Source organism: Arthrobacter sp. ATA002, assembly GCF_026898095.1.
Classification (GTDB): Bacteria; Actinomycetota; Actinomycetes; order Actinomycetales; family Micrococcaceae; genus Arthrobacter_B.
Genome location: NZ_CP114015.1, coordinates 1,735,916 through 1,760,707, shown reverse-complemented (window position 1 = coordinate 1,760,707; position 24,792 = coordinate 1,735,916). Strand labels below are relative to the sequence as shown.

Here is a 24,792-nt window from a genome sequence, read left to right as displayed (position 1 = left end):
TCGGGCGTTCTAGTTCGAGGTGTACCTCAGAGATGAACGGTTTCGCCGACGAGGAGGCGTCTGATGCTGGCTCCGGCACGTCGAGCTTCGATATCGAGGACGGAGTCCAATACTTGCAGCCCCCAATGGTTGAGCAACCCGTCATGAATTGCATAGACATGATCCCGTTGCCGTGTGCGGATGTACTCGACAAGGGCAGGAACTGTCAGCCAGGGAGCTTGGCCGGGAGCCAGAAGGACGGGGGCGGGAACATCCGTCAGCGCGTCACCGGGGTGCAGAACTGTGTCATTGATGAGGAACCCGATGTTGTTCACAGGGCTAGCGTCAGGGTGGCTGTAAGCATGCGATGTTCCAACGGCTGCTATCTCAAAGTCACCAATGGAGACCGTCTGGCCGTCCTCCATCACTTCCACATGCTCTCGAACGAGCTCGGATGCCTCTAGCTTCCGGGCAACGCCTGCACATGTAACAATCCGCAAATCTGGCTTGGACGCTACAGCGGCTTCAAGGATGCCTTGATCGAGGTGGTCGAAATGCTCATGAGTGATTAGTACTGCCTCGGCGCCGTGGCAGGCTTCGGGCTCCGGGGTCAAAGCACCAGGATCGATCACGATCGTAGTTGCGCCCTCTGTGAGCTGAACACAAGCATGACCGTACTTCGTAAGATCCATACCAGAACCCTTTCCAGTTGCGGTGTCTTCGAGTAATTCACCCATTCGCTCTGACAATAGATCACCCCTGGGCCTAGTCTCCCTGTGTACCCTGGGGATCCCCCTACGAGCTACTACAGTCAGCTGCATGTCAGAAGGAACATTGCCACGCGGACTCTCGAAGACCGCCGTTATCCTCCAGTTGGTCGTATCTGTCGGACTTGTTTACTCGGCCACCGTGGCGGTAACCGGGGAGAGAGGGCTGGGGACACCCTTCTTGGACGTACTGTTTCTCATCGTGGCTGTTGGACTGCTTCTCTTCGCATTGTTTAATGCTCTGCAGCTCAGACGTGACCGGTCCCGGCCTGCGGATCCTGATAGGCAGTAAGGGATCGGTTATCAGACACTCGCCGCCAATCCCGGAGTCTCTATCTCTGGCGCAAAAGTGACACGCTACAGCCCCTCACCGTATGGACGGGGGTGGGTGGAAAGGTACCAATTTCTGAGTAGGGTGGGTTGATGACAACAGGACTCTCGCGTGTTTTGACGGCCGCCACAGTCGTTCTGCTGGGGGCACTCCTGCTGATCTCGATACTGGACCAAGCGATTGAGGCGGACCTGAGCGGGTGGATCAGGTCGCTCGCAGCAGCCCTCGGGGTGCTTATCCTGATTCGAGTACTAACCGGTATCCGTTCTTGGCGTTCGAGGATTGCCGCTCCAATTATCAGTTCGGCGTCCGTTCAATCAAGAATCTTCGGCTTCACCTCGGGAGGCTCAATGGTTGAACATTCCAGCGGGCCAACCGCCACAACATCCCATGTCGAACCGGATGCAGATCTTCGTCGCAGTCAAGGTGCGAATCCCGAATAACGAGCCGGCGCTCCGGCTGAAGACTTGTTGGGTTTGCGAGACACGTGGCCAAAACACTCCAAATGCGCCATCTGCTGGCGTCGAAATGAGGAAAAGCGGCGTGCGGCAGGGGATCGGCTTGCGGCACTGGCTGGTGAGGCAGGATGAAGGCATGTTTGAACAATTCGTCGAATCGAATGTTGACGTCCGAGATTCTCAGCTCTTCGTTCGAGTTGGAGGAGAAGGGCCGCCTGTTTTGCTGCTCCATGGCCACCCGAGAACGTCAGCGACATGGCACCGGGTAGCACCTCGCCTGGTCGAGGCGGGGTTCCAAGTTGTTTGTCCGGACCTACGCGGATACGGGCGGTCCAGCAAACCGGAACCCACTCCTGATCACTCAGCACATTCCAAACGTGCCACCGCGCAGGACATGCTTGGGCTCATGAACCATTTGGGGCACGAACAGTTCGCTCTGGCCGGCCATGACCGGGGCAGCTACTCCGCACTCCGTCTTGCCCTTGACTACCCATCGGCGGTGTCAAAGCTCGCACTGCTGGACTGCATCCCCATCAGTGAACATCTGGCACGCGCTAACGCGAGCTTCGCAACGAACTGGTGGCACTGGTTCTTCTACGCCCAACCCGAGATTCCTGAACGGGTCATAACCGCCGACCCCGACAGCTGGTACCAAGGTGATCCCGCGATCATGGGGCAGGAGAACTACAATGAGTGGCGCCAAGCAGTGCGAAATCCGGAGACAATCCGGGCAATGCTTGAGGATTACCGCGCCGGGCTAACGATTGACCGGGAACACGAGGAAGCGGATCGGACCGCTGAAAAGACTCTGCAAATGCCGCTGCTGGTGCTTTGGTCCCTGCGAGATGACTTGGAAATGCTGTACGGTAATCCGCTCGACATATGGAAAGACTGGGCGTCCGACCTTCGCGGGCACGGGGTCGATTCGCGGCACCACATGGCAGAAGAGGCCCCAGACGAACTTGCTACGACACTAATTAACTTCTTCTAATTCACTTCTCCAGACTCTGCACAGTTTCTCAGTGCCGCGGGCAAGAGAGCCCCGCAAGTAGGCGCCTCGTAAGCCGATCCTTCACCGATCGTGTCGGCGCCCGGTCGTACACATGGTGCCCCTAAGAGTGGAGCTGATGATCCAAACTGCCGGCTGCGGTGCGGCCGCGTCGGTAGTCAAGAACGGAGCAGATGAGGAACGCGGATGCTGCCAGGACCATGAAAAGGACCGACACCGGCCGCCACCAATCCGGCAGTTGTTCAGCGAGTAGCATCGTGCCCACCCCGAGAACGAACGAGACCCCGAACAGGTAGCGGCTCCATGCAGTCATACGCATAGCCTAACTCGCGGCATTCTCGTACGTGTCACAAGATATCCCCTGCGGGCTATTCATGCTAACCCCGTGGTTTGTAGTTAGCCTGTCGCTACGGACCTGCTATTGACGGACGCGGAAACCCAAAACTGACCGATTGCGGCCACTTGCTTCGCTATCCCACGGGCCACGGGTGGACAGTGCTACGAGAGCAAGCCCGAGCAGTACAAACCAGATGTACCCCCACGAAGCCGCAGTCGCGATTCGGAGAATTCCAGCCATGGCAACGAAACTACCGCTGGAGAAGAGGAAGCGTGTCATTTTCCAGCTGAACATTCCGTGTTTGGTTTGCATCCGTCAACAGTACGCGAGCTGAGTTTTCAACGCAGTCCACCCTTATGCCATGTCTATTCGCAGATTGGCACAGTTAAGGTGACTAACTGTCCCAGTCAGCGTCCACTGGCGGATCGGTAAGCGGGACAGGACCCAGCGGTGGTAATAGCCGCGCTGGCCGCGGAAGCGGAGCAGAAGACGGGCTAGGCGGTTCTTCCTGCGATATCTCGAAGAATCGCCAGATTGCTTTCCAGTGCTTGGTTGCCGGCATCAGTACTTGCAATCCATGTCTTTACACGCCGACCTGATTGGCGCTTCTCGATGGTGACAAACCCTGCCTCTGCAAGCCGGGTGAGGTTCTGGGAAAGGCTGGAGTCAGACAGTTCTACAGCGTCACGCAGGATATGAAACTCGCATTCATCGACGGACCGCAGGTAGCCCATAATCGAGAATCGCACGGGGGAATGAATCAACGGGTCCAGGTCATAGCGGGCATGTGTCACCGGGATCCGTCCTTTTGAGACCAGAATTTAGCGGCCACGACAAGGAACGGTGTCGCAGCAAAGGCAGAGCAGACCAGCCCCAGTCCAAGGCTCTCGATATTGTTGCCGAGGGTTGAGACGACCGTACTGAGGATGATCCAGCAACCGACGGCCAGATAGGTGGCGGTCTTGCTCCCACGTGGAGCTGCCCGCATTCTGCTCATCACCAGAACAGCGCAGAGCATGAGGACAAAGGTGCAGGATGTAACAACGAGAGCATCGGGCCATCCCCAAGGCACGACCGTTCCCCCCGGAATGACGATCAGGAACATAGCTAAGCACGCCCAGGGAAACCAGCGGACATCAGTACGCGCACGTTTTTGCGCGTCAGCGGCGGCTTGGAGCGAAGCGGCGGCACGTTCTGGTTCAGTCATGAGAAGTAGTTTACAGTTTATAAAGTGGATGTAAAGAATTAACCCGTTTATTCACCGCTGTTTCATTGAAGGTGCGCCCGCAATCCGATCGATCACTGCATTCACAGTCTGGTTGCCTGCCCCAAAGCCGACCTCAGGCCACCCCTTGGCAGCACACGGCGAGCTATGACGAAAGCCCAACACCCGCCGCTCAGCAACGGTAAGACCACCCAAAAGACAAAAGCCTGCCCGAGTCTCATGGAACCCACCACCGCCTGCCACAGGACAGGGACGGCTAACGCCGCTAGCGTAGCCGAGAGAAAACAGGTGCAAAGAGCGATCCACGGCGGCCGACTCGACGCCGCATTCATCAGAAGAACAACCGGTCCCCCGACGAGGAGCGAAAAAGTAAACCAGGGAACTACAACCCATGCAGCGAAGATAAAGCCCATGCCAGCAGGACCGAAATCATCCGTGGCACCCGGTGGACTCGTCACCACCAACACCCAGACAAGCCCGCCAACAGCGACCGCATTGAGACATGCACCACGAAAATAAAGACGCCAGCTGGATTCTGACACTCTTCGTTCTATTTGGGCTCCCGTCTCTTTTTCATTGGACACGTATCAGAACATACAGGAGCTGGAACCGCTCCCCTACGAACCCCGCGCTATGACACGAGTCCAAGACCGCTCATAACAGTGCCTTTCGTGTCGGGCAGCCTAGTCCCGTAAGCCGGTCCCCCCACCGCGACACCTTGGGGCCGCTCCCCTGGCCTGAAAGCTCCTATATCTCGATGATCGCCGTTCAAATTCGCACATGACCCGCCGACAAAAAGGCCCTATGAAGGGAGGCCTAAAAGACCGCAGCTTGTGATGTAACCACCAGCACACCGGCTACACCAGCCTCTGATTACTCTCGTGCAGTCTCCGGCAGGGAATCCAATGCAGCGGTGAGCTGGTCCTCGGCCGGAACCAGTCTCTGGTCCGCCGCGGGCAACTGCTCATAGGTATAGGCGGCCACGGCCATCGGCGAGGTGGTGCGCCCCAGGGCATACCGGACCGTGTGCTCGTTTTTGCTGCCGCAGATCAGGATCCCCACAGTCGGTGCATGCGCCTCACGGCGGAGCTGGTCATCGACCAGCGCCACATAGAAATTGAGCTTGCCTGCATGTTCGGGCTGGAACTTGCCGGTTTTCAGTTCAATCACGAAGTAGCGTAGCTGCTCAACGTGGAAGAACAGCAGATCGATATAAAAGTCATCACCGGCAACTTCGAAGTGGACCTGCCGGCCCACGAAGGCAAACCCCGGGCCCAGTTCCCTCAGCATCTCCACGATCCGGTCCATGAGCGCCTGTTCCAGGTCCCGTTCGGCGACTTCACCGGAGAGCCCTAGGAATTCGAAAGCGTAGGGGTCCTTGGCGACCTGCTGTGCCAACTCAGAGTCCGGAGAGGCCAGCTGGCGGGTGAAGTTCGACGGCGCCGTCCCGGTGCGCTCCATGGACCGGTTCATCATCATATTCAGCAGGACGTTGCGGGACCACCCGTACTCCAGCGCCGCAGCGGCATACCAGTCACGGGATTGAGGGGACTCGGCTTTGTCCAGGATGGTGCGGATGTGGCCCCACGGCAATTGCGCCACAGCCTGTGGCACATTTACTCCGCTGCCCCAGGCTTCGACCATGGTTCGCATGTACTGCAGGTTTCGCTGGGAAAATCCGGTCATCTCCGGGAACGCGGCCCGCAGGTCCTCGGCCAGCCGGCGGATCACTCCGCTGCCCCACCCCTGTCGGTCCTGGCGGGTCAGGACCTCTCGGCCGATGCCCCAGTACAGTCCGATCAGTTCCGTATTAACGGTCCGCTGCGCCCGCATCCGGGTCTGGCGGACCCGGTCCTTCAGGGATTCCAGCAGCCCTGTGTAGTCCTCGGGAAGTGGATCCAGCCGGTCGGATGTCATGAACCCATCCTATGGAAGCGCTCCCATATTTTATGTCCGGATACGCCGGGCGAACACTTCAACGCTTTGCCATCCACTCGCGGGCGTCGAGTTCGGCCATTCTCCGGTAGAAGGTCGCCCGGGACATGCCCAAGTCCCTGGCCACATGGACCGCCGGCTCCCCTGCATCGATCAAGCGTCGCGCGTTGCGGATCTGGGAGTCAGTGAATTGCTGGCGCCGCCCACCGAGGTCTTTGCCCGCTGCACGGCGTTTGGAGACACTGTCGTTGATTCGTTCACGTTTGATCTCCAACTCCATCTGAGCCAGCGCCGCCATCACGGTAAAGACCATGGAGCCCATCGGCGTGCCGGTGTCCACATTCCCGCCGCCCAGATTCAGCACCCGCAGGTTGACTCCTCTCCCCGCAACTCCTCGGAGAGTCCAAGCATGTTTACCGTGGACCGGCCCAGACGATCCAAGGTGGTGATGACCAGGGTGTCGCCCTCATGCAGCGCATCCAACGCCCTACTAAATGCTGGCCTTGACGCCCGAGCACCGCTGACTCCATGGTCGGTATACAGATCGTCCCGGCGTACACCCGCCGCGAGCAAGTCCCCGATCTGACGGTCCGCATCCTGTAATTTGGTGGAGACCCGGGCATAACCGATCAGTTTTCCCATGTAACTTCGACTAGTCTCGCAAGCAGTCTTCATGTCAGCAAAACTATCAGGTACTTGCGATACATGGTGACAAGACATCCCGCATCCTGAATTTCTGCGGCGGCATTACTGTCTCAGCCCAATGTCTTTCAACCCACGGGTTGGGAGACGACTCGGGCTTAGCCTTCACAGGTTCACAGGGCAGTTTGCGGCGGGCTTGCTTGCTTGAATCAGAACGGGCTCCAAATGCCTGCCTTCTCATAAAGAGTTCTGAGCATGACGCATCGACCCGGCTATTAGCTGCCTACGGGCGTGGTAAATAGATCGACACTTGAAGTGCCTTCTGCTTGATGGGTTATCGATGGGGACTGAGGCCAACATGCTCGCGGACACCGGTAAGCCCCCATGATTCCGGGACCACCGTCTCTTTTCCGTCTGGATGGCCGGGCATATAGATCACGCCTGGAAAACCGGACGCGCTTCTGAAGTTCACCTTACGACCGGCACCAGCTCCGACCCTCAACGCTTCAACATGTTCCTGACCCTTGTCAGCACGGACATCGCCGTGGTAGACCGCGACGTCGCCAACAAATACAGTTTCCCCAAAAAGCTCCACGGCCCACTCTTTACTGCTGATGACCATGGCACCACCTTCCAACAGCACTCGCTCGATAGTTTCTCCACCATTCCCGCGAAGAACGACATTGAAACCATCTGTGTTGGGAAGGGCTACATACCCACCTTCCAAAATACGCCTGATAATTCGTGCCCATACGCGGTCCAGCACCGAGGGAGGGAACTTGGGGAAAGCGAACGCAACACCCGTCTTGACTTCAATGACTGCAAGGTCTTCAACAAGTTCCGCGGTCTCCGGATCCCCGACCGGCGAACTCGAACGTTCAGAGAAGATCAATTCACTGACCTGGCCATCAACGACGAGGAGAACTTTTTCCGCCAAATGGAGAGTGGAAACGAATCCCAAAGCTTTTCGGACGTCCAAGGCGCTGTGGCTCTCCGGCTCGAAATCAACGCGAACAGAGCCTTCATCGGCACCCTTGGGGAGTCTCCAACTCATCGACACTCCACCCGGGGCAGAAAACTCCAGGGTTCCCCCTAAGTTGCCCATCACGAATCTTCCCTCCGCGCTGAAACAGCTGCCAACCGTTTGCCATCTGAGTTGAAGCTGGTGGCATCTATTCGCATATTACGAAAGCTGTTTTCCGCGGGGAGAATATGAAGCTCGCCCGGACCAACCTCCCCTGCGAACCATTCAGGGCCTTCCTTTGTGAAAGAGCTGACAACATGGCGAGGTAAAACCAAGCGCTTTGTCACCCCGTAATCAAGGCTGTCTTCAAACTCCTGCCGTAGCGCGGAGTCGTCCGGGCCGAACTCGGCCTCCAGATTGAAGAACAAGGGCTCTCGTTCCATGGCGTCCTCGCGCTTTGCGTATATCTGCGAAGAGGTAACGCCTTCCCTGCTACTGAAGTTAAATCCCCAATACGGGCTGATGGCGTCACTTCTGTCAGCCAGATTGTTCACTTCTGCGGCCAGGTCTCCTGGCTTTGACAGTGTGGCCTTTTCGCGGCCTACGATGCTTAATAAATCCCGGGCAGCATCACGCAGTGCCCAGTCATGGATTTTGGGGTATTTTGCCAGCAAATTGTTCAACTCAGCCGAACCAATCAACCGGATCAGCACCTTTTGACTCTTCTTTAAAGCGTAGACAGACTGCCGCTCAGGGATCGTGAGGTTGGCTGGAACAACCAGCGTCCACACCGACGGTTTATGGACCATTGCGGATTGAAAGGACTTCTTGATCTGCTCTCTGCGCTTCGATCGGGCACCCGAAAAGCCCTCAGGAAACCACTTCAGCTGCAGAATCTCGATCAACTGCCCCGTTTTCGCAACCTTGACGTCAATGTCTATACCACCATCGCCACCCCGGCCGTCTATCGCCTGCGCCACCAATCCGCCTTCGGTTCGATCACGCACGATCAGGGCTTCGACGGTCTCGTTGAAATCGATCTCGCTAATCTTGCTCCAGTTGATACGCGAAGCCGATTCCATCTGTTCCTCCTGTTGGATCTGACCCTAATTATGCCTAGCACCGGTTGGCTGACATCCGGAAAATCACTGAGGCCAGTTGCGCCCTTACCTCATTGGAAGCGCAAAGCTGTGCCAACGAGGACCGGACGCGTCGCCGCGTGCGCTTGGAATGCGGCCGTGTAATCCGCGACTTGCCTTCTGGAACGCCCTATTTCCACAGGGTAACGGCACGGGCAGCGTCACCATCGCTGGCAACGCCTTGCTCGAATGGGTCGCCCACGCTGACGACGCTTTCAGATGCACCAAGCGGCTTTGCCGCTGCGGGGTCCAGTTTTAGCGTCTCGACTCGTTCTACGAAGCGGGGTTCTGCGAGCATATTCGATATAGCTGAAAAACCTGAACCGCTTCCACCGAGGTTGACGGTCTTGCTCCTAAAGGTCTGAGCTAAGGTGATCCGCTCTGCCACCTCAACCGCAACAACTGAGATTTTAATTCGTTTGAAGCCGCCCAGGACCTCGCCGGTTTCTGGATCCTTAATACTGTCGGTGGTCGTGTCGAGGACATTGAAATACATCCCCTTTTCAACACCGTGATCAGAACCGCGATTAAGTATCAGTTCTCTGTCACTGACGATTTCAGCGACCTTCCCGGTAATTTTCTCAGCCTCTTGGCTAGTCATTCCAGTTTCCTTCCTGCACGAGTTGTTCGAGTCTTCGTTTGCCGCTCTTCCTGGATTCGATTACACGCCCGGCTATGTCTGGGGTGACAACGTTCCAGTTCTCAACGGACCTTGCGAGGCGTTCGTCTTGATTCCGCAACGTCTCCTGAGCAGACAGCAAGTGGATCGCCTGCAGGCCCTTATTCGTCTCGGTAGATGCTGCATATATAGCATCTCGGGCTCTTTCCAAGTCAGCTCTGAGGTCGAGCAGAGTCACGATGGAGTCGCTCGCTGTCTGTGAATGGTCTATGGGCTTCGGCGCGGGGGAAAAGAGAGCGCCGATGAGCGTACCCGCCACCGCGGCAGCTCCGAGAAGGAGGCCATTGCGAACATTGCCGGCGGCTAAAACAGTTGCGCCTACTACTAGTACCGCCAAACCGGCACCCCACCAGACCCGCGGACCGAAGTACAGGATGGAGTTTCTGAAGACGATGCCAGGGCGTTCGCCGGCTGTATCGTTAGTCCTCATTGCTAAATCTTCTCATCTTCTCAATGGCTGAGGCTTCAACTACACCCTTGAGGTCTGCTTGCTTACAAATATCCGCTTGCGGGTTGCTGTCACTGACTCTGCTGACTTGCCTGGACCATGCGACGTCGCCATCGTTGGGTGAAGGATCCCTTGCCAACCTGCCCCGCGTCTGGTCCGACCTGTTGTCGTATTTGCCGTAAACGCCGATAACAGCGCATATGTCAGCAAGCGATGCCGAATATCGCACAGCTAACGAGTGTCGCTCGCAAGTTTGTGGTGGGATGCAGGGTGGGATCGATGCTGGTATCGGTCTTGTGATTGCCCTGGATCCGGGAGATGATCGGGCCATGAGCCAGACAGCATCTCCCGGCATCCGCGCCTACCGCGACTCCATCAACCTCGAGGTTGCACCCTGGTCGCTGAGCTCCGCGACATGCTCGGCGCCAAACTTGTCGCCTATCTGGCAGGAGTCGGCGAAACCCGGGCGGTCCGCCAGTGGGCGGAAGGCACCCGCAGGATGCCTTCCGAAACTGAAGCGCGGCTGCGGCTGGCCTACCACGTGGCAGGCATCATCCTGGAGTCCAACGGCCCCAGGATCGCCCAGACCTGGTTTCAGGGCATGAACCCGCAGCTGGAAGACCGCTCCCCGCGCGCCTGATCCGAGAAACCAACCCGAATCAAAGCGGCCCTGAAGTTTGGCAGCGGCCCGCGCGTTCGCTCGTCTGGGATGAAATTCGCAGAACTGGATCAGCGTGTCTGGCGGGTGGGCTTCCTTCCCCAGCCCTCGGAGTGGTCCGGTTGGCGGTGGGCCGGCCCCGACGGACGGTTCAACAGCCGCTGGGATCCCCTCGATCATGGCCTCTACCGCACGGTCTACGCCGCTGACTCGCTCTCGGCGTGCCTGGTGGAGCTCCTGGCACCGCACCGGCCCGATCCTTACCTGGTGGCCGAGATCGATGACATCGTCGAAGATGACTCCGACGCGGAACAGTTCCTCAGCGCAAGTCCCGGGGAACTGGAGATTGACCAGTGGCTCCCGACGGCACTGACTTCTGCGACGGAATCCCAGTTCCGTTCCCGGCATGGTGATGATCTGCTGCTGCGGGCCGTCTATGAGCGCGACACCGACGGGCAGACCAGCGCACACATTACCGGCATCGAACTTGAGGATCTCAGTTCCGACACCCTGAGCTCCGTGCTGCCCTGTCCCTGCTGGGGCTCTCCTCCCGCTGAACGCGCGGCTTGGTGCACCGCACGAGCGATAAATGACGTCGTGTCGCCGCTGAACCGTGGTCGCCGAAAATATCAGGGATACGCTCTGAAATGCGGGGTGACGATTGCCCTTCCCCTGGGGTGTCCACCGTGGCGGGTTGTGGAACAGCTGGAACTGTTCCCAGTACGCTGTGCGGGCTTGGCCATCTGCTATTTGTGCCCCGGCGGCGACCGGGCCCGCACATCATTCCGGACCTAAGCAATTCCGCTTGTCACCCGTTTACCAGGCCCGCCTGCCTGTATAGGCGTTGGACGCCTGGTGCGCCTCCACGATGCTCTTGCTGATTCGTCCCCGGCTGCTGACAGAGACAGCCCCACCTCCGCGAGCCGCCAAGGAGTGGCCGGGGTGAACGAGTGGTCCCGCACGTGCGTACTTCAACGGGTCGCAGAATGCGCCAACGTCGTGAAGCTCCAGGATGAGGGAAACACCAGAGAGGAAATCGCTAAACAGCTTGGTGTCTCAGCCCTGGACCCGGTCCGTCCTACAGGACGTCGGTCCCGTCGACCCGCACGTACACCGGATCCCCGGTGCGTTTGGCGGAGACGGCGGCTTTGGCGGACCGCATCGCCGCGGTCACTGCCGGAGCTGCGGCATAGGAAAAGAAAAGCAGTGTACGGTACCGGCCCCGGACCCGCCCAGCTGCCCGTCGCGGTGCACCGGGACCGGGCCAGGCGGATCTTCCAGGGCGCCGGTCCCACCACCCGCGTTTCCGCCGGCAGGTCCAGCCGCGGCAGGAATGCCGTCAGGGCTTCCCGGGATCCGGTCAGTTCCGCGTACCGGACGGCCGGGGGCAGGCCCAGCTCGCCGCGCAGGGCCAGTTCGCGTTCAGCGGCGCCAGCCGGGTCCCAGCGCAGCAGATGCCCGACCGTTGATGTGTCATCGGCGGTCACCACCACCAGCCCCTTGTCCAGGGCCGGACGCACCAGGGCGGCAGCGCTGAACCAGCGGCGCAGGGTCTCCTCCCCCGCCCGCAGCGATTCGCGCGACATCATGGCGTTTCCGTCCAGCAGGATGGCCGCTGCGTAACCGCCCGCCGCGACCGGCTCCGCGCCCGGTGTCGCCACCACCAGGGCCGGGGTGTTCGGAACGTCGGACCGTACATGGTCGCCCGCGGATGAAATAACAGGAACCGAGGGAAAAGCCCGGCCCAGTTCCTCGGCTGTGCGTCCCGCCCCCGCCGCCGATCCGCGCAGCTGCGTACCGCCGCAGTTTCCGCAGCTCCACACCGGCTCCGGCCGCCCGCACCAGCGGCACACGGGAAGACCGTTGCGGCTCGCCAGCCCCAGCGGACCCGCACACGCCCGGCAGCGTGCAGGTTCGCGGCAGTCCTGGCAGGACAGCGCCGGTGAAAACCCTGTCCGCGCCACCTGCACCAGCACGGGGCCCCGGGTCAGCCCGTCCTGTGCTGCCTTCCACGCGGCATGCGGAATCCGCGCCCGGGCCGCCAGCGGATCCCGTTCCAGGTTGAAGGAGTCGACGGTGCTGACGACGCGGGGAGCCAGCGACCGCACCGTGCTGCGCCCGGCCGCAATGCCCGCTGCCCAGCCGCTGGCGACAAGCCGCTGGGCCTCCGTGCTGCGCGAGTGTGAGGCCAGCAGCAGCGCGGTGTCTTCAGCGGCAGCCCGCAGCAGCAGCACGTCCCGGACATGCTGGTACGGCGCCCGCTGTTCGGCATGCAGGTCATCGGCGTCGTCCCACAGCACGGCCAGCCCGAGGTTGCGCACCGGCGCATAGGCCGCGGACCGGGTGCCGATGACCACCTGCACGTCCCCGTGCAGCACCTGCAGGAAACTGCGGTAACGGGGTGTGGGGCCGTCGTCGGCGGAGAGGCGTACAAAGGCCGCTGCGCCGATGCGCGTTGTCAAGGCCGCCTCGACGCGGGCGAGATCTTTGGCGTCCGGCACAACGACGACGGTGCCGCGGCCCGAAAGCAGGGTCGCCTTTACTGCCGCGGCGATCTCGTCCGGCCAGGCGCCCGGCCCGTAACCGCCCAGCGACGAGAGCACGGCCCGCGGGCTGTGTCCGGCCGCCAGATGGGTCAGGAAACGCGGTCCATGTGGATATTTGGCCCAGGGGTTGGGCCCGGAACCCTCCGGCCCGGCGGGGACAGCGTCACCTGTGGGCAGTGCGCTGTCGGCCGTGGACTCTCCGTCCGGTGCCGGGACACCGCCGGAAGCAGCGCCCTCACCGGACGGGGCACCTGCTGCCGCCGCAGCTGCTTTCCGGGCCTCGGGCGTGAACTCCTTGTCCACCCGGGCGGCACGCGGCGGAACCGCCACCCGCAGCACGTCGTGGACGGTGCCGGAGTAGCGGGCCGCCAGGGACTCGGCCAGGCGCAGGATCTGCGGCGCGAGGACCGGCTGCGGCGACACCACCTTGCCCAGCGGCATCAGGCGGGCCGAGGTGTCCGCCTCGGCGCTTCGGGCAGTGATGAACCCCGCGAGCTCCTGCCCGCCGAAGCGCACCCGCACGCGCGCGCCGGGCACGGCGTCATCGTCGAGGTTCGCCGGCACCAGGTAATCGAACGCCCGGTCCAGATGCGGCAGCGGCGAGATCCAGCAGTACCCGCGCGATCGGCAGCTCGGGCGCCGCCGGCTGCGTGCCCAGGTTCCGGGACGGGGAGACAAACCCGTGCAGCAGGGAAAGCTGCCCGGTTTCCCCGGCCGGCTCCTGCTGCGTGGGCTTGGGCATGGCCCGGTTAGGCGTTGAAGTAGCTGCGGAGGTCCCCGGCCTTGTCCCTGCGCTCCCAGGTGAACTCCTCGTCCTCGCGGCCAAAGTGGCCGTTGGCGGCAGTCTTCTGGTAGATCGGGCGCTTCAGGTCAAGCGAGTTGATGATGCCCAGCGGGCGGAGATCGAAGACCTCCTGGATGGCGTCGGCGATACGGGCCGGATCCACGGTCTCGGTGCCGAACGTTTCCACGTAGATTCCGACCGGGTGTGCCATGCCGATCGCGTAGGCAATCTGGATCTCGGCGCGGCGGGCCAGCCCGGCGGCCACGACATTCTTGGCCACCCAGCGCATGGCGTAGGCGGCGGACCGGTCCACCTTCGACGGATCCTTGCCGCTGAAGGCGCCGCCGCCGTGGCGGGCGAATCCGCCGTAGGTGTCCACGATGATCTTGCGTCCGGTAAGGCCGGCGTCGCCGACCGGACCGCCGATGACGAAGGGGCCGCCCGGGTTCAGGATGTGCTTGACGTTGGACACGTCCAGCTCGGTGTTCGCCAGGACCGGCTTGATCACGTGGGTGACCAGGTCCGTGCGCAGCTGCGCGAGTTCGACGTCGACCGCGTGCTGCGAGGAAATAACCACCGAGTCCACGGAGACCGGCCGGTCGCCGTCGTAGCCGATGGTGACCTGGGTCTTGCCGTCGGGACGCAGATAATCCAGCGTTCCGTCCTTGCGCACCTCGGTGAGCCGCTCCGACAGGCGGTGCGCCAGCCAGATGGGCGTGGGCATGAGGACCGAGGTCTCGTCCGAGGCATAGCCGAACATGATGCCCTGGTCCCCCGCGCCCTGCACGTCGTAGGGATCAATGTTCTTCCCGGCGCGGTTCTCGACCGAGTTGAACACTCCGGAGGCAATCTCCGGGGACTGCTGGCCGATCGACACGGATACGCCGCAGCGTGCACCGTCGAATCCGTTCGCCGAGGAGTCATAGCCGATCCCGAGAATGGTGTCGCGGACCAGCTGCGGAATCTCGACATAGCCCTCGGTGGTGACTTCGCCGGCCACATGGACCAGGCCGGTGGTGACCAGGGTCTCCACCGCCACGCGGGACTCGGGGTCCACCTTGAGCAGGCCGTCCAGGATTGCATCACTGATCTGGTCACAGATTTTGTCCGGATGACCTTCAGTGACGGATTCCGAGGTGAAAAGACGCAGCCCGTCGCGGGCAGCGGAAAGTACTGGAGCATCTGGGAAAGTCACGAGTTTTACTCTACTGGGTCCGGGCCGGGACCCCGAATGCCGGCGCTGCCCTGTGGGTGTGATTTCTACTGCCGGTCCAGTGCAGGGACGGCGTCGGTTTCCCCGGTCCATTGTCGGCATCGTGCCGTTCCGGACGCGGCTAAGTCAACCGGTTAGTGCAACGCGGGTTTAGGCTGCTGCAGGTTGCAGCAGCTCAGCAAGTTTCTGAGCCGGTGTCGCCAGCCCGAGGGTCGGGCGGGGCCGCCGGTTCAAGGAGTCCTGGACCTTGCGCAGATCGGCTTTGGTATACACGCTCAAATCCGTACCCTTCTCGAACCAGTGCCGCAGTAATCGGTTCGTGTTCTCGTTCGTTCCGCGTTGCCAAGGCGAATGCGGATCACAGAAATAGACCGGCGCCCCGAGCTCTGCAGTGATCTGCCTGTGCTTGACCATTTCCGAGCCCCGGTCCCAGGTCACCGTGCGCAGCAGGTCCGCCGGCAGGTGCTTCATCGCCGCGATCATGGCCTCCGCGACCGCTTCGGAGGTATGCCGTTCGGGAAGGTGCAGCAGGATCGTGAATCTGGTCGAGCGTTCCACCAGCGTGCCGATCGCTGAGCGGGAGCCGGTTCCGACGATCAGGTCCCCTTCCCAATGCCCCGGCACTGCCCGGTCTTCGGCCTCGGCCGGGCGCTGGCTGATCGTGAACGCGTCAGAGAAGAGCTTGCCGCGCCCGGTGGTGTGATCGGTGGTCAACGGTTTGCGGCGGGCCCGCTTTAGGCTCAGGGTGCGGTAAAGGTCCTTGCGGAGCTGGCCCCGGGTTTGAACGTAAAGGCACTGGTAGATCGTTTCGTGGCTGACCTGCATGCTCTTATCATCGGGGAAGTCCTTGGCCAGGACCAACGAAATGAGTTTTGGGCTCCAGCCCTGATCCATCCATTGCGTGATCTGGGTGCAGAGTCCCGGGTTGTCTATGAGTTTGAACGGTTTGGGCCGGTCGGCGCGGATATGGGCGCGGGAGTGCGCCATCCCTGCGTGGTAGATCCCGTTGGCGTTGAGGTTGCGTCTGATTTCCCGGCAGATCACGGATTTGTCCCGGCCAATCATGCGCCCGATCTCGGCTTGGCTTTTACCGGCCCGCAGTCCGCACATGATCTCGATCCGTTCGTCCAGGTTTAGCCGGCGTCCCGGGCCGCCGGGTCTATTCGACGGGCCAGGTCTTGCCAGTCCGCCACCACCGGGTCTTTGAACTAGTTTCATTGCACCAGCATCACGCCACCAGTTCCTTGCTCCCATCGCTGACACGCCCATGAGCTCGCACGCTCTGGTCAGGGAGACGCCGGAACAGATCAGGTCGTAAAACCGGTCCTTGAAATCTTGGCTGAAGGGGTAACCGCTGGGCATCGCATCGCTCCTGTATTTTCAGAGCGTTGCACTGACCATATGACTCTGCCCGCGGCATTCCGGCAGGAAGTCCACACTCGGCGGAACGGAGCGGCAGGAAGTCCACACTCGGCGGAACGGAGCGGCAGGAAGTCCACACTCGGCGGAACGGACCGCAGGGGTCAGTGGACGGAGAGGGCCCCGGTGAGCTCCTGCGCTACCCGGGTGATGATGTGTGCGGCCACCTCGGTTTTGGTTCCCGTGTAGGTGGGGGCGGGTGCGGCGTCGGAGTCGGCGGGTGAAAGCAAGGTCACTTCGGTAACGTCCTGCCCAAACACCAGGGAGACACCCACGCGGTTGAGGACCAGCAGCTCGCAGCCCTTGCGGGCCAGTTTCTGCCGGCCGTAGTCCAGCACCTCGCCGGACCCGTCGCCGGTTTCCGCGGCGAATCCGACGATGACCGAGGGAAGGGCCCCTTCTCCGGATGCTGCCGCCGCGTTCCGCTGCTGCACGGCTTCAGCAAGGATGTCCGGGTTGCGGACCAGGGTAATCACCGGATCCCCGCCGTCGTCGCGCTTTTTGATCTTGGTGTTGGACTGGCTGTCCGGACGGAAGTCTGCCACGGCGGCGGCCATGATCAGCACATCGGACTCAGGGGCTACGGCATGCACGGCTTCCCGGAGTTCCAGTGCGGTCTCGACCCGGCTCAGCTCCACCCCATCGGGGGCCGGAACGTCCATATGCGCAGCGATCAGTCGGACGCGCGCGCCGGCCTCAAGGGCGGCACGGGCCACGGCAACGCCCTGCTTGCCGGAGGAGCGGTTACCCAGGAAACGCACCGGATCCAGCGGTTCGCGGGTGCCGCCGGCGGTTACCGTGACGGTCCTGCCGGCCAGTGCTCCGGCCGGGACGGCAGGCTCCTGCGGGCGCATCTCCAGCGCAGCCATGGCCGCGGCGAAAATGTCCTCCGGATCGGGAAGCCGGCCGGCACCCGTGTCCTTCCCGGTCAGCCGCCCCACCGCCGGTTCCATCACCAGGGCGCCCCGGCTGCGCAGCGTGGCCACGTTCGCCCGGGTCGCCGGATGGGACCACATTTCGGTGTGCATGGCGGGAGCGAAAAGCACCGGCCCGCGTGCCATGAGCAGGGTGTTGGTCAGCAGGTCACCGGCCTGCCCCGCAGCCGCACGGGACAGGAGGTCAGCGGTGGCGGGGGCCACCACAATGAGATCCGCCTCATGGCCCAGGCGGACATGGTTGACTTTCTCCACCTCGTCGAAGACGGAACTGGAGACCGTGTTGCCGGACAGGGCCTCCCAGGTGGCAACCCCAACGAATCTGGTGGAGGCCTCGGTGGGAATGACCGACACGTTGTGTCCGGCCTCAGTGAAAAGACGCAGCAGCGACGCGGACTTGTAGGCGGCAATGCCGCCGCCCACACCCAAAATTATGCGCACCGCTGCTGCTCCTGACCCCGGCCCAGGCGGCCGGCTGTTTCGTACGGACCGTCCGGTGCCGGACGGCGGTGCCTTGATCCGGCGGGTGGGACTACTCGGCCGACTCGACCGGACGGCTGACGAGCATGCCTTCGTTGATCTCGCGCAGGGCGATGGACAGCGGCTTTTCGTTCAGCTTGGTTTCGACCAGCGGGCCGACGTACTCGAACAGGCCCTCATGCAGCTGGGAATAGTAGGCGTTGATCTGGCGTGCGCGCTTCGCGCCGTAGATGACGAGCGCGTACTTCGAGTCGGCAACGTTCAGCAGGTCGTCGATCGGCGGGTTGATGATGCCTTCAGACACAGTAGACACAGTTTCTCCAAAATCTTTGATACGGGATGGTGCGGTGCGTCAGCGCGGGCGCGGACTGATTCCCATGAGTGATACAAGCTCAGCTGCTGCCCGCTGGACGTCATCATTTACCACGGTGTGATCGAACTCGGGCTCGGCAGCAAGCTCCAGTTTAGCGGTTTCCAGCCGTTGCTGCTGCTCTTCGGGTGTTTCTGTGCCGCGTCCGACCAGCCGGCGGACCATTTCGTCCCAGGACGGCGGGGCCAGGAACACGAAATTCGCCTCGGGCATGGACTTTTTGACCTGGCGCGCCCCCTGCAGGTCGATCTCCAAGAGCACGGAGCGGCCCTCGGCCATGGCGGACTCCACAGTGCTGCGCAGTGTGCCGTAGCGGTTGCGCCCGTGAACTACGGCCCACTCAAGCATCTGGTTGTCTTCGACCAGCGAATCGAACTCTTCGGCGGATACGAAGAAGTAGTGCACCCCGTTCTCCTCGCCCGGCCGGGGCGGACGGGTGGTGGCCGAAACGGACAGCCACACCTCCGGATAGTTGTCCCGAATGAACGTGGACACCGTGCCTTTGCCAACTGCGGTTGGACCTGCAAGAACTGTCAGCCGCGGTTGCGACACTGGGGACCTCATTTGCTCTCGTTGTGTTTCGGCCCGACGGCGGGCCGCAGTGAAAGCGGCCCCTAGTCGGATTCCAAATGTTCAATCAGCGCTTTGCGCTGGTGCACGCCCAAACCGCGCACGCGGCGGGTTGGGGCAATACCTACGGTAGTCATTATTCCAGCTGCGCGGCGCTCTCCGACGCCGGGCAGTGCCCGGAGCAGGTCCACCACCTTCAGCCGGCCTACTGCTTCCTCGGAAGACCGGGACAGGATGACCTCTTCCACGGACATTTCCCCGGTCTTGATTTTGGCCTTGATGTCGGCCCGGACGGATCTGGCGGCGGTTGCCTTCTCCCGGGCCCTGGTGCGCTCGTCTTCGGTCAATGGCTTGAGGTTCAACAGACCCTCCCGGGCAAGGACTGACCCGGAACCGCTGCACAAAACACAGCGGCGGTGCCGGGGCGGTGCTGGTGTATGGGGATACGGTCTGAACCTATCCGCAACCGCGCGGCAATTGCAATGCACACCTCTACCCGAAGTCAGGACGTGCCGAGCTCCTCCAGTGTTCGGCGCGCAGCGTCCCGCAGTGCTGCCGGTTCCGGGCCGGCGCGCAGGATGTCCCGGCTGGAGGTGGCCAGGACGTTGGGGTAGGCCGGACCGAAGGTGGACCGCAGATCGGCACCGGTGGCCCCCTGAGCGCCGAGGCCCGGCGCGAGGACCGGCGTATGGGCTGCAGCCAGGTTGATGCCGAGCCCTGCCAGTGCGCTGCCCACAGTGGCTCCGACCACCAGTCCGGTGGAGCCCAGGCCGCCGTAGCCGGACGCGGCACCGGGTCCGGCGGCTGCCGCACGGCCCAGTTCGCGGCTGTTTTCCGCAGCGGCTGCTTCCACGATCCGCGCCGCGACCGACCGGTCTCCGCCGGCGTGCTGCACCGAGGCGCCCTCGGGGTTGGAGGTCAGGGCCAGGACGAACACGCCGCGGCCGGACGCGGCGGCCAGGTCAAGGGCCGGGCGCAGCGACTCGAATCCCAGGTACGGGCTCAGCGTCACCGAGTCCGCCGCCAGGGCGGAGCCGTCCTTCAGCCAGGCGTCGGCATAGGCGGCCATAGTGGAGCCGATATCGCCTCGTTTGGCGTCGGCAATGCTCAGCAGTTCCGCATCGGCGCAGGCCGCCAGCACCCGTTCCAGGGCCGCCAGGCCGGCTGAGCCGTGGCGTTCAAACAGCGCGACCTGCGGTTTGACGGCAGCTGCCTGCTCCCCCACCGCCTCCAGGACGGTGAGGGAGAACCGTTCCAGGGCCTCGGCGTCGTCGTTCAGTCCCCATGCCGCCAGCAGCGCCGGGTGCGGATCAATGCCGACGCACAGCTGGCCGCGCGCATCCATGGTCCGGCGCAGGCGCTGCCCGAAGGGCGCACGCACAGGACCGGTCCCGGCCCCGTGCTCCGGCAGCCGTTCAGGCGAAGGTTCAGGCGACTGCTCAGGCAACGGCCGAAGCCTTGAGCTTGGCGGCGTGCTCCTGCAGCGACGTGACATCCCACTCGTAGGAACGCATCGCCTCGATGGCCTGTACCGCGGCACCGAATTCGGACACCGTGGTCACCACCGGGCAGCCGATGGAGGTGGACGCGGCACGGATTTCGTAACCGTCGCCGCGGGCCTGGCCGCCCGACGGCGTGTTGACCACCAGGTGGATCTCGCCGGCGGTGATCAGGTCGGCCACGGTGCCTTCGCCGTTGGGGCCGGCACCCTCGCTGACCTTGCGCACGGTGGTGGCCTGGATCCCGTTGCGGCGCAGCACCTCGGCCGTGCCGCCGGTGGACAGGATCTCAAAGCCCAGGTCCACCATCAGCTTCACGGGCATGATGATCGAGCGCTTGTCCCGGTTCGCCACGGACACGAAGATCTTGCCCTCGGTCGGCAGCGCGGAGTTGGCGGCGGCCTGGGACTTGGCAAAGGCCGTGTCGAAATACTTGTCGATTCCCATGACTTCACCGGTGGAGCGCATTTCCGGGCCGAGCAGCGAATCCACCACGGTGCCCTCGGGTGTGCGGAAGCGGCTGAACGGAAGCACGGCTTCCTTCACGGCCACGGGTGCGTCCAGCGGCAGCGCCGAGCCGTCGCCGGCGGCAAACAGCTTACCGGCGGCGCGCAGGTCGGCAATGGAGATTCCGGTGCCGATCAGCGCCGCGGCCTTGGCCAGCTGCACGCCGGTGGCCTTGGAGACAAACGGCACGGTCCGCGAGGCACGCGGGTTGGCTTCGATGACGTAGAGGACGTCCGAGGCCAGGGCGAACTGGATGTTGATCAGCCCGCGCACGCCCACACCGGCGGCAATGGCCCGGGTGGCTTCCCGGACGCGGTCGACGACGTCGGCGCCCAGGGTGATCGGCGGCAGCACACACGCGGAATCGCCGGAGTGGATGCCGGCCTCCTCGATGTGTTCCATGATCCCGCCCACGTACAGGTCGGTGCCGTCAAAGAGCGCGTCCACGTCGATCTCGATGGCGTCTTCCAGGAACCGGTCCACCAGAACGGGATGGTCCGGGGTGATCTCCGTGGCGTTGGCGATGTAGCGCGAGAGGTTCGCCTCGTCGTAGACGATTTCCATGCCGCGGCCGCCGAGCACGTACGACGGCCGGACCAGCACGGGGTAGCCGATCTCGTCGGCAATCTTTTTGGCGTCGTCGAAGGACACGGCGGTCCCGTTCTTCGGGGCGATCAGCCCGCCCTCGTCCAGCACCCGCTGGAAGGCTCCGCGGTGTTCGGCCAGGTCAATCGCTTCCGGTGAGGTGCCCAGGATCGGAACACCGGCGTCGGCCAGGGCCTGGGCGAGCTTCAGCGGGGTCTGCCCGCCGAGCTGGACGAACACGCCCAGCACTCCCCGGTGCGCTGTTCGGCGGCGATAACCTCCAGGACATCCTCGAGGGTCAGCGGCTCGAAGTAGAGCCGGTCGGAGATGTCGTAGTCGGTGGACACCGTCTCCGGGTTGCAGTTGATCATGACCGTCTCGTGGCCGGCTTCCCGCAGCGCCATGGTGGCGTGTACGCAGGAGTAGTCGAACTCGATGCCCTGCCCAATGCGGTTCGGCCCGGAGCCCAGGATGATGATGGAGGGCTTGTCGTGCTGCGCCACCTCGTCCTCCTCGTCATAGGAGGAGTAGTGGTACGGGGTGTAGGCGGCGAATTCCGCGGCGCAGGTGTCCACGGTCTTGAACACCGGACGCACGTTCAGGGCATGCCGGACGCCCCGCACCACGGCTTCGGGCGTGTTGGTCAGCGCGCCGATCTGCTCGTCCGAGAACCCGTGCCGCTTCGCCCGGCGCAGGATCTCCTCGTTGACGGCGCCGGCGGCGGCGATTTCCGCGGCCACCTCGTTGATCAGCGCCAGCTGGTCCAGGTACCAGGGATCGATGCCGGTGGCTTCATAGAGTTCCTCGACAGTGGCGCCGCCCAGCAGCGCCTGCTGGACCTGCTTGAGCCGGTCCGTCGTCGGCCGCTTGGCGGCTTCGACCAGGCCGGGCACCCCGGCCGGATCCACCGGGGCGAAGGACAGCGACGCGCCCTTCTGCTCCAGGGACCGCAGGGCCTTCTGCAGGGCTTCGGTGAAGTTGCGGCCAATGGCCATGGCCTCGCCCACCGACTTCATGGTGGTGGTCAGCGTGGGATCCGCGGCCGGGAACTTCTCGAACGCGAACCGCGGCACCTTCACCACGACGTAGTCCAGGGTGGGCTCGAAGGAGGCCGGGGTCTGCTTGGTAATGTCGTTCGGGATCTCGTCCAGGCTGTAGCCCAGCGCCAGTTTGGTGGCGATCTTCGCGATGGCAAAGCCGGTGGCCTTGGACGCCAGCGCCGAGGAGCGCGAAACGCGGGGGTTCATTTCGATCACGACGACGCGGCCGGTGCCGGGTTCGATGGCGAACTGGATGTTGCAGCCGCCGGTGTCCACGCCCACCTCGCGGATCACCGCAATCGCGATGTTCCGCAGCTTCTGGTATTCGCGGTCGGTCAGGGTCATGGCCGGCGCCACGGTGATGGAATCGCCGGTGTGCACGCCCACCGGGTCGAAGTTTTCGATGGAGCAGACCACCACGACGTTGTCGTTGCGGTCGCGCATCATTTCCAGCTCGTATTCCTTCCAGCCCAGGATGCTCTCTTCGAGCAGCACCTCGGAGGTCGGGCTGTACTGGATGCCGGCGCCGGCAATGCGGCGCAGGTCCGCCTCGTTGTAGGCCAGGCCGGAGCCCAGCCCGCCCATGGTGAAGGAGGGCCGGACCACCATCGGGTAGCCCAGCTCTTCAGCGGCGGCGAAGGCCTCGTCCATGCTGTGCACGATGATGGATTTCGCGGATTCGGCACCGCAGCGCTCCACCACGCCCTTGAACTTTTCGCGGTCCTCACCGAGTTCGATGGCGGCAATGTTGGCGCCGATCAGCTCCACGTTGTACTTCTCGAGCACGCCGTTCTTATCCAGGGCGATGGCCGTGTTCAGTGCCGTCTGCCCGCCCATGGTGGGCAGGATGGCGTCGGGGCGCTCCTTCGCGATGATCTTCTCGACCACCTCGGGGGTGATGGGCTCGACGTAGGTGGCGTCGGCGAACTCCGGGTCGGTCATGATGGTGGCCGGGTTGGAGTTCACCAGGATGACCCGCAGGCCCTCCTCCTTCAGCACACGCAGGGCCTGGGTGCCGGAGTAGTCGAATTCAGCGGCCTGGCCGATCACGATCGGGCCGGAGCCGATGACCAGGACGGACGTGAGGTCTGTTCTGCGGGGCATTAGAGGGATTCCTTGATCTTGCTGGCGTCGGTCTTGCTGGAGCCCATGAGGTCCACAAAGCGGTCGAAGAGGTACGCGGAGTCGTGCGGTCCGGCGGCGGCCTCCGGGTGGTACTGGACCGAGAAGGCGGGGATGTCCAGGCAGGCCAGGCCTTCCACGACGTCGTCGTTCAGGGACACATGGCTGACCTCGACCCGCCCGAAACGGGCCTCGGGTGCGGTGACCGGCCCGTCCAGCGGGGCGTCGACGGCGAAGCCGTGGTTCTGGCTGGTGATTTCCACCTTGCCGGTGCGGCGGTCCAGCACCGGCTGGTTGATGCCGCGGTGTCCGTAGCGCAGTTTGTAGGTGCCGAAGCCCAGGGCGCGACCCAGGATCTGGTTGCCGAAGCAGATGCCGAAGAACGGGATGCCGGTGTCCAGCACGTCCCGCAGCAGCTCCACCTGCACGTCGGCGGTGGCGGGGTCGCCGGGGCCGTTGGACATGAACACGCCGTCGGGGCTCAGGGCGGTAACGTCCGCAAGGGTGGCGGAGGCGGGCAGCACGTGGACGCGCACGCCGCGCTCGGCGAAGCGGACCGGAGTCATGGACTTGATGCCCAGGTCCAGGGCCGCCACGGTGAAGCGGGGCTCGCCGTCCCAGCCGTGGTCCTTCGGCTCGACGAGGTAGGACGCTTCCACGCTGACCTCTTCGGCCAGCCGGGCGCCGGCCATCGGCTCCTGCGCCAGGACATCGGCGAGCAGCTCGGAATCGGGCCGCGCGGCGTCGGCCCCGGAGAAGATGCCGGCCTTCATGGCCCCGCGCTCCCGCAGGTGGCGGGTGACGGCGCGGGTGTCCACGCCGGAGATGCCGACGACGCCCTGTGCGGCGAGCTCCTCGTCCAGGGTGCGCTCGGAGCGCCAGTTCGACGGCCGGCGGGCGGCGTCGCGCACGATGTAGCCGGCCACCCAGATGCGCCGGGATTCGGCGTCGTCGGTGTTGACGCCGGTGTTGCCGATGTGGGGTGCGGTCTGCACCACCAGCTGGCGTGCGTAGGAGGGGTCGGTGATGGTTTCCTGGTAGCCGGTCATGCCGGTGGCGAAGACGGCCTCGCCCAGGGCCGTTCCCTCGGCGCCGTAGCTGCGGCCGCGGAACGTGCGGCCGTCTTCCAGCATCAGGACAGCTGCGGTGGA

General features: G+C 63.1%; 22 protein-coding genes and 2 pseudogenes. 3 read left to right on the top strand and 21 right to left on the bottom strand.

The features are described from left to right. Positions 1 to 26: 26 nt before the first annotated feature. On the bottom strand, positions 27 to 671 hold the full coding sequence (locus OL239_RS08675; RefSeq protein WP_268911484.1) for an MBL fold metallo-hydrolase: 645 nt from the start codon (positions 669 to 671) through the stop codon (positions 27 to 29). A 760-nt stretch (positions 672 to 1,431) separates the two neighbouring features. Between OL239_RS08675 and OL239_RS08670 the strand changes: the two genes are divergently transcribed. Continuing rightward, positions 1,432 to 2,526 carry an alpha/beta fold hydrolase gene (locus tag OL239_RS08670; protein ID WP_268911483.1) on the top strand — a complete coding sequence of 365 codons (1,095 nt, stop codon included), beginning with the start codon at positions 1,432 to 1,434 and terminating at the stop codon, positions 2,524 to 2,526. Positions 2,527 to 3,375: 849 nt separating this feature from the next. Here the strand turns inward: OL239_RS08670 and OL239_RS08665 are convergent. The 9 genes and pseudogenes from OL239_RS08665 to OL239_RS08630 form a co-directional block, all read right to left on the bottom strand. Continuing rightward, a complete protein-coding gene (locus OL239_RS08665) occupies positions 3,376 to 3,675 on the bottom strand; it encodes a transcriptional regulator (RefSeq protein WP_268911482.1) in 300 nt (99 codons plus the stop codon). Beyond that, complete coding sequence (locus OL239_RS08660; protein WP_268911481.1) at positions 3,672 to 4,088, bottom strand: hypothetical protein; 417 nt, start codon at positions 4,086 to 4,088, stop codon at positions 3,672 to 3,674. The genes OL239_RS08665 and OL239_RS08660 overlap by 4 nt, the downstream gene beginning before the upstream one ends. 891 nt (positions 4,089 to 4,979) lie before the next feature. Then, positions 4,980 to 6,023: a PDDEXK nuclease domain-containing protein gene (locus OL239_RS08655; protein ID WP_268911480.1), complete on the bottom strand. Its 1,044-nt coding sequence runs from the start codon at positions 6,021 to 6,023 to the stop codon at positions 4,980 to 4,982. Between the two features lie 58 nt (positions 6,024 to 6,081). Continuing rightward, positions 6,082 to 6,321 (bottom strand): helix-turn-helix domain-containing protein, encoded by a 240-nt coding sequence (locus OL239_RS20105; RefSeq protein WP_442864290.1) that lies wholly within the window; start codon positions 6,319 to 6,321, stop codon positions 6,082 to 6,084. Next, positions 6,316 to 6,683, bottom strand: a pseudogene (locus tag OL239_RS20100) (recombinase family protein); the annotation flags it as partial. The pseudogene OL239_RS20100 and the gene OL239_RS20105, both read right to left, overlap by 6 nt. Positions 6,684 to 7,017: 334 nt before the next feature. Next, positions 7,018 to 7,791, bottom strand: a complete 774-nt coding sequence (locus tag OL239_RS08645; protein WP_268911479.1) for a hypothetical protein — start codon at positions 7,789 to 7,791, stop codon at positions 7,018 to 7,020. Further along, complete coding sequence (locus OL239_RS08640; RefSeq protein WP_268911478.1) at positions 7,788 to 8,729, bottom strand: hypothetical protein; 942 nt, start codon at positions 8,727 to 8,729, stop codon at positions 7,788 to 7,790. Before OL239_RS08640 ends, OL239_RS08645 begins: the two co-directional genes overlap by 4 nt. A gap of 187 nt (positions 8,730 to 8,916) precedes the next feature. Next, positions 8,917 to 9,387, bottom strand: coding sequence for a hypothetical protein (locus OL239_RS08635; RefSeq protein WP_268911477.1), 471 nt, complete (start codon positions 9,385 to 9,387; stop codon positions 8,917 to 8,919). Next, positions 9,380 to 9,895 (bottom strand): hypothetical protein, encoded by a 516-nt coding sequence (locus OL239_RS08630; protein ID WP_268911476.1) that lies wholly within the window; start codon positions 9,893 to 9,895, stop codon positions 9,380 to 9,382. The genes OL239_RS08635 and OL239_RS08630 overlap by 8 nt, the downstream gene beginning before the upstream one ends. Positions 9,896 to 10,328: 433 nt before the next feature. Between OL239_RS08630 and OL239_RS08625 the strand changes: the two genes are divergently transcribed. Both OL239_RS08625 and OL239_RS08620 read left to right on the top strand, forming a co-directional pair. Next, positions 10,329 to 10,553, top strand: a complete 225-nt coding sequence (locus tag OL239_RS08625) for a hypothetical protein (RefSeq protein WP_268911475.1) — start codon at positions 10,329 to 10,331, stop codon at positions 10,551 to 10,553. A 69-nt stretch (positions 10,554 to 10,622) separates the two neighbouring features. After that, entirely contained in the window at positions 10,623 to 11,366 is a 744-nt protein-coding gene (locus tag OL239_RS08620) for a hypothetical protein (RefSeq protein ID WP_268911474.1), read from the top strand. Between the two features lie 176 nt (positions 11,367 to 11,542). Here the strand turns inward: OL239_RS08620 and OL239_RS08615 are convergent, their stop codons facing one another. The 11 genes and pseudogenes from OL239_RS08615 to carA all read right to left on the bottom strand — a co-directional run bounded on the left by OL239_RS08615 (position 11,543) and on the right by carA (position 24,774). Next, the gene (locus OL239_RS08615) at positions 11,543 to 13,681 is read right to left on the bottom strand and encodes a primosomal protein N' (protein WP_268911473.1); all 2,139 of its coding nucleotides are present in this window, start codon (positions 13,679 to 13,681) and stop codon (positions 11,543 to 11,545) included. Beyond that, positions 13,659 to 13,859 (bottom strand): hypothetical protein, encoded by a 201-nt coding sequence (locus OL239_RS08610; protein WP_268911472.1) that lies wholly within the window; start codon positions 13,857 to 13,859, stop codon positions 13,659 to 13,661. Before OL239_RS08610 ends, OL239_RS08615 begins: the two co-directional genes overlap by 23 nt. A gap of 7 nt (positions 13,860 to 13,866) precedes the next feature. Further along, positions 13,867 to 15,096, bottom strand: a complete 1,230-nt coding sequence (gene metK, locus OL239_RS08605; protein ID WP_268911471.1) for a methionine adenosyltransferase — start codon at positions 15,094 to 15,096, stop codon at positions 13,867 to 13,869. Positions 15,097 to 15,264: 168 nt separating this feature from the next. Next, a complete protein-coding gene (locus OL239_RS08600) occupies positions 15,265 to 16,476 on the bottom strand; it encodes an IS30 family transposase (RefSeq protein ID WP_268908791.1) in 1,212 nt (403 codons plus the stop codon). A 161-nt stretch (positions 16,477 to 16,637) separates the two neighbouring features. Continuing rightward, positions 16,638 to 17,909 carry a bifunctional phosphopantothenoylcysteine decarboxylase/phosphopantothenate--cysteine ligase CoaBC gene (gene coaBC / locus OL239_RS08595; protein ID WP_268911470.1) on the bottom strand — a complete coding sequence of 424 codons (1,272 nt, stop codon included), beginning with the start codon at positions 17,907 to 17,909 and terminating at the stop codon, positions 16,638 to 16,640. Positions 17,910 to 18,000: 91 nt separating this feature from the next. Then, a complete protein-coding gene (rpoZ, locus tag OL239_RS08590) occupies positions 18,001 to 18,261 on the bottom strand; it encodes a DNA-directed RNA polymerase subunit omega (protein ID WP_152217989.1) in 261 nt (86 codons plus the stop codon). Positions 18,262 to 18,300: 39 nt separating this feature from the next. Next, on the bottom strand, positions 18,301 to 18,882 hold the full coding sequence (gmk, locus tag OL239_RS08585) for a guanylate kinase (RefSeq protein WP_268911469.1): 582 nt from the start codon (positions 18,880 to 18,882) through the stop codon (positions 18,301 to 18,303). Between the two features lie 50 nt (positions 18,883 to 18,932). After that, positions 18,933 to 19,250, bottom strand: a complete 318-nt coding sequence (mihF, locus tag OL239_RS08580; protein WP_268911468.1) for an integration host factor, actinobacterial type — start codon at positions 19,248 to 19,250, stop codon at positions 18,933 to 18,935. Positions 19,251 to 19,390: 140 nt separating this feature from the next. Further along, positions 19,391 to 20,299 (bottom strand): orotidine-5'-phosphate decarboxylase, encoded by a 909-nt coding sequence (gene pyrF, locus OL239_RS08575; RefSeq protein WP_268911714.1) that lies wholly within the window; start codon positions 20,297 to 20,299, stop codon positions 19,391 to 19,393. A 28-nt stretch (positions 20,300 to 20,327) separates the two neighbouring features. Next, a pseudogene (gene carB / locus OL239_RS08570) lies at positions 20,328 to 23,623 on the bottom strand (carbamoyl-phosphate synthase large subunit). Beyond that, positions 23,623 to 24,774 (bottom strand): glutamine-hydrolyzing carbamoyl-phosphate synthase small subunit, encoded by a 1,152-nt coding sequence (gene carA / locus OL239_RS08565; protein ID WP_268911713.1) that lies wholly within the window; start codon positions 24,772 to 24,774, stop codon positions 23,623 to 23,625. The pseudogene carB and the gene carA overlap by 1 nt, the downstream one beginning before the upstream one ends. Positions 24,775 to 24,792: the final 18 nt, after the last annotated feature.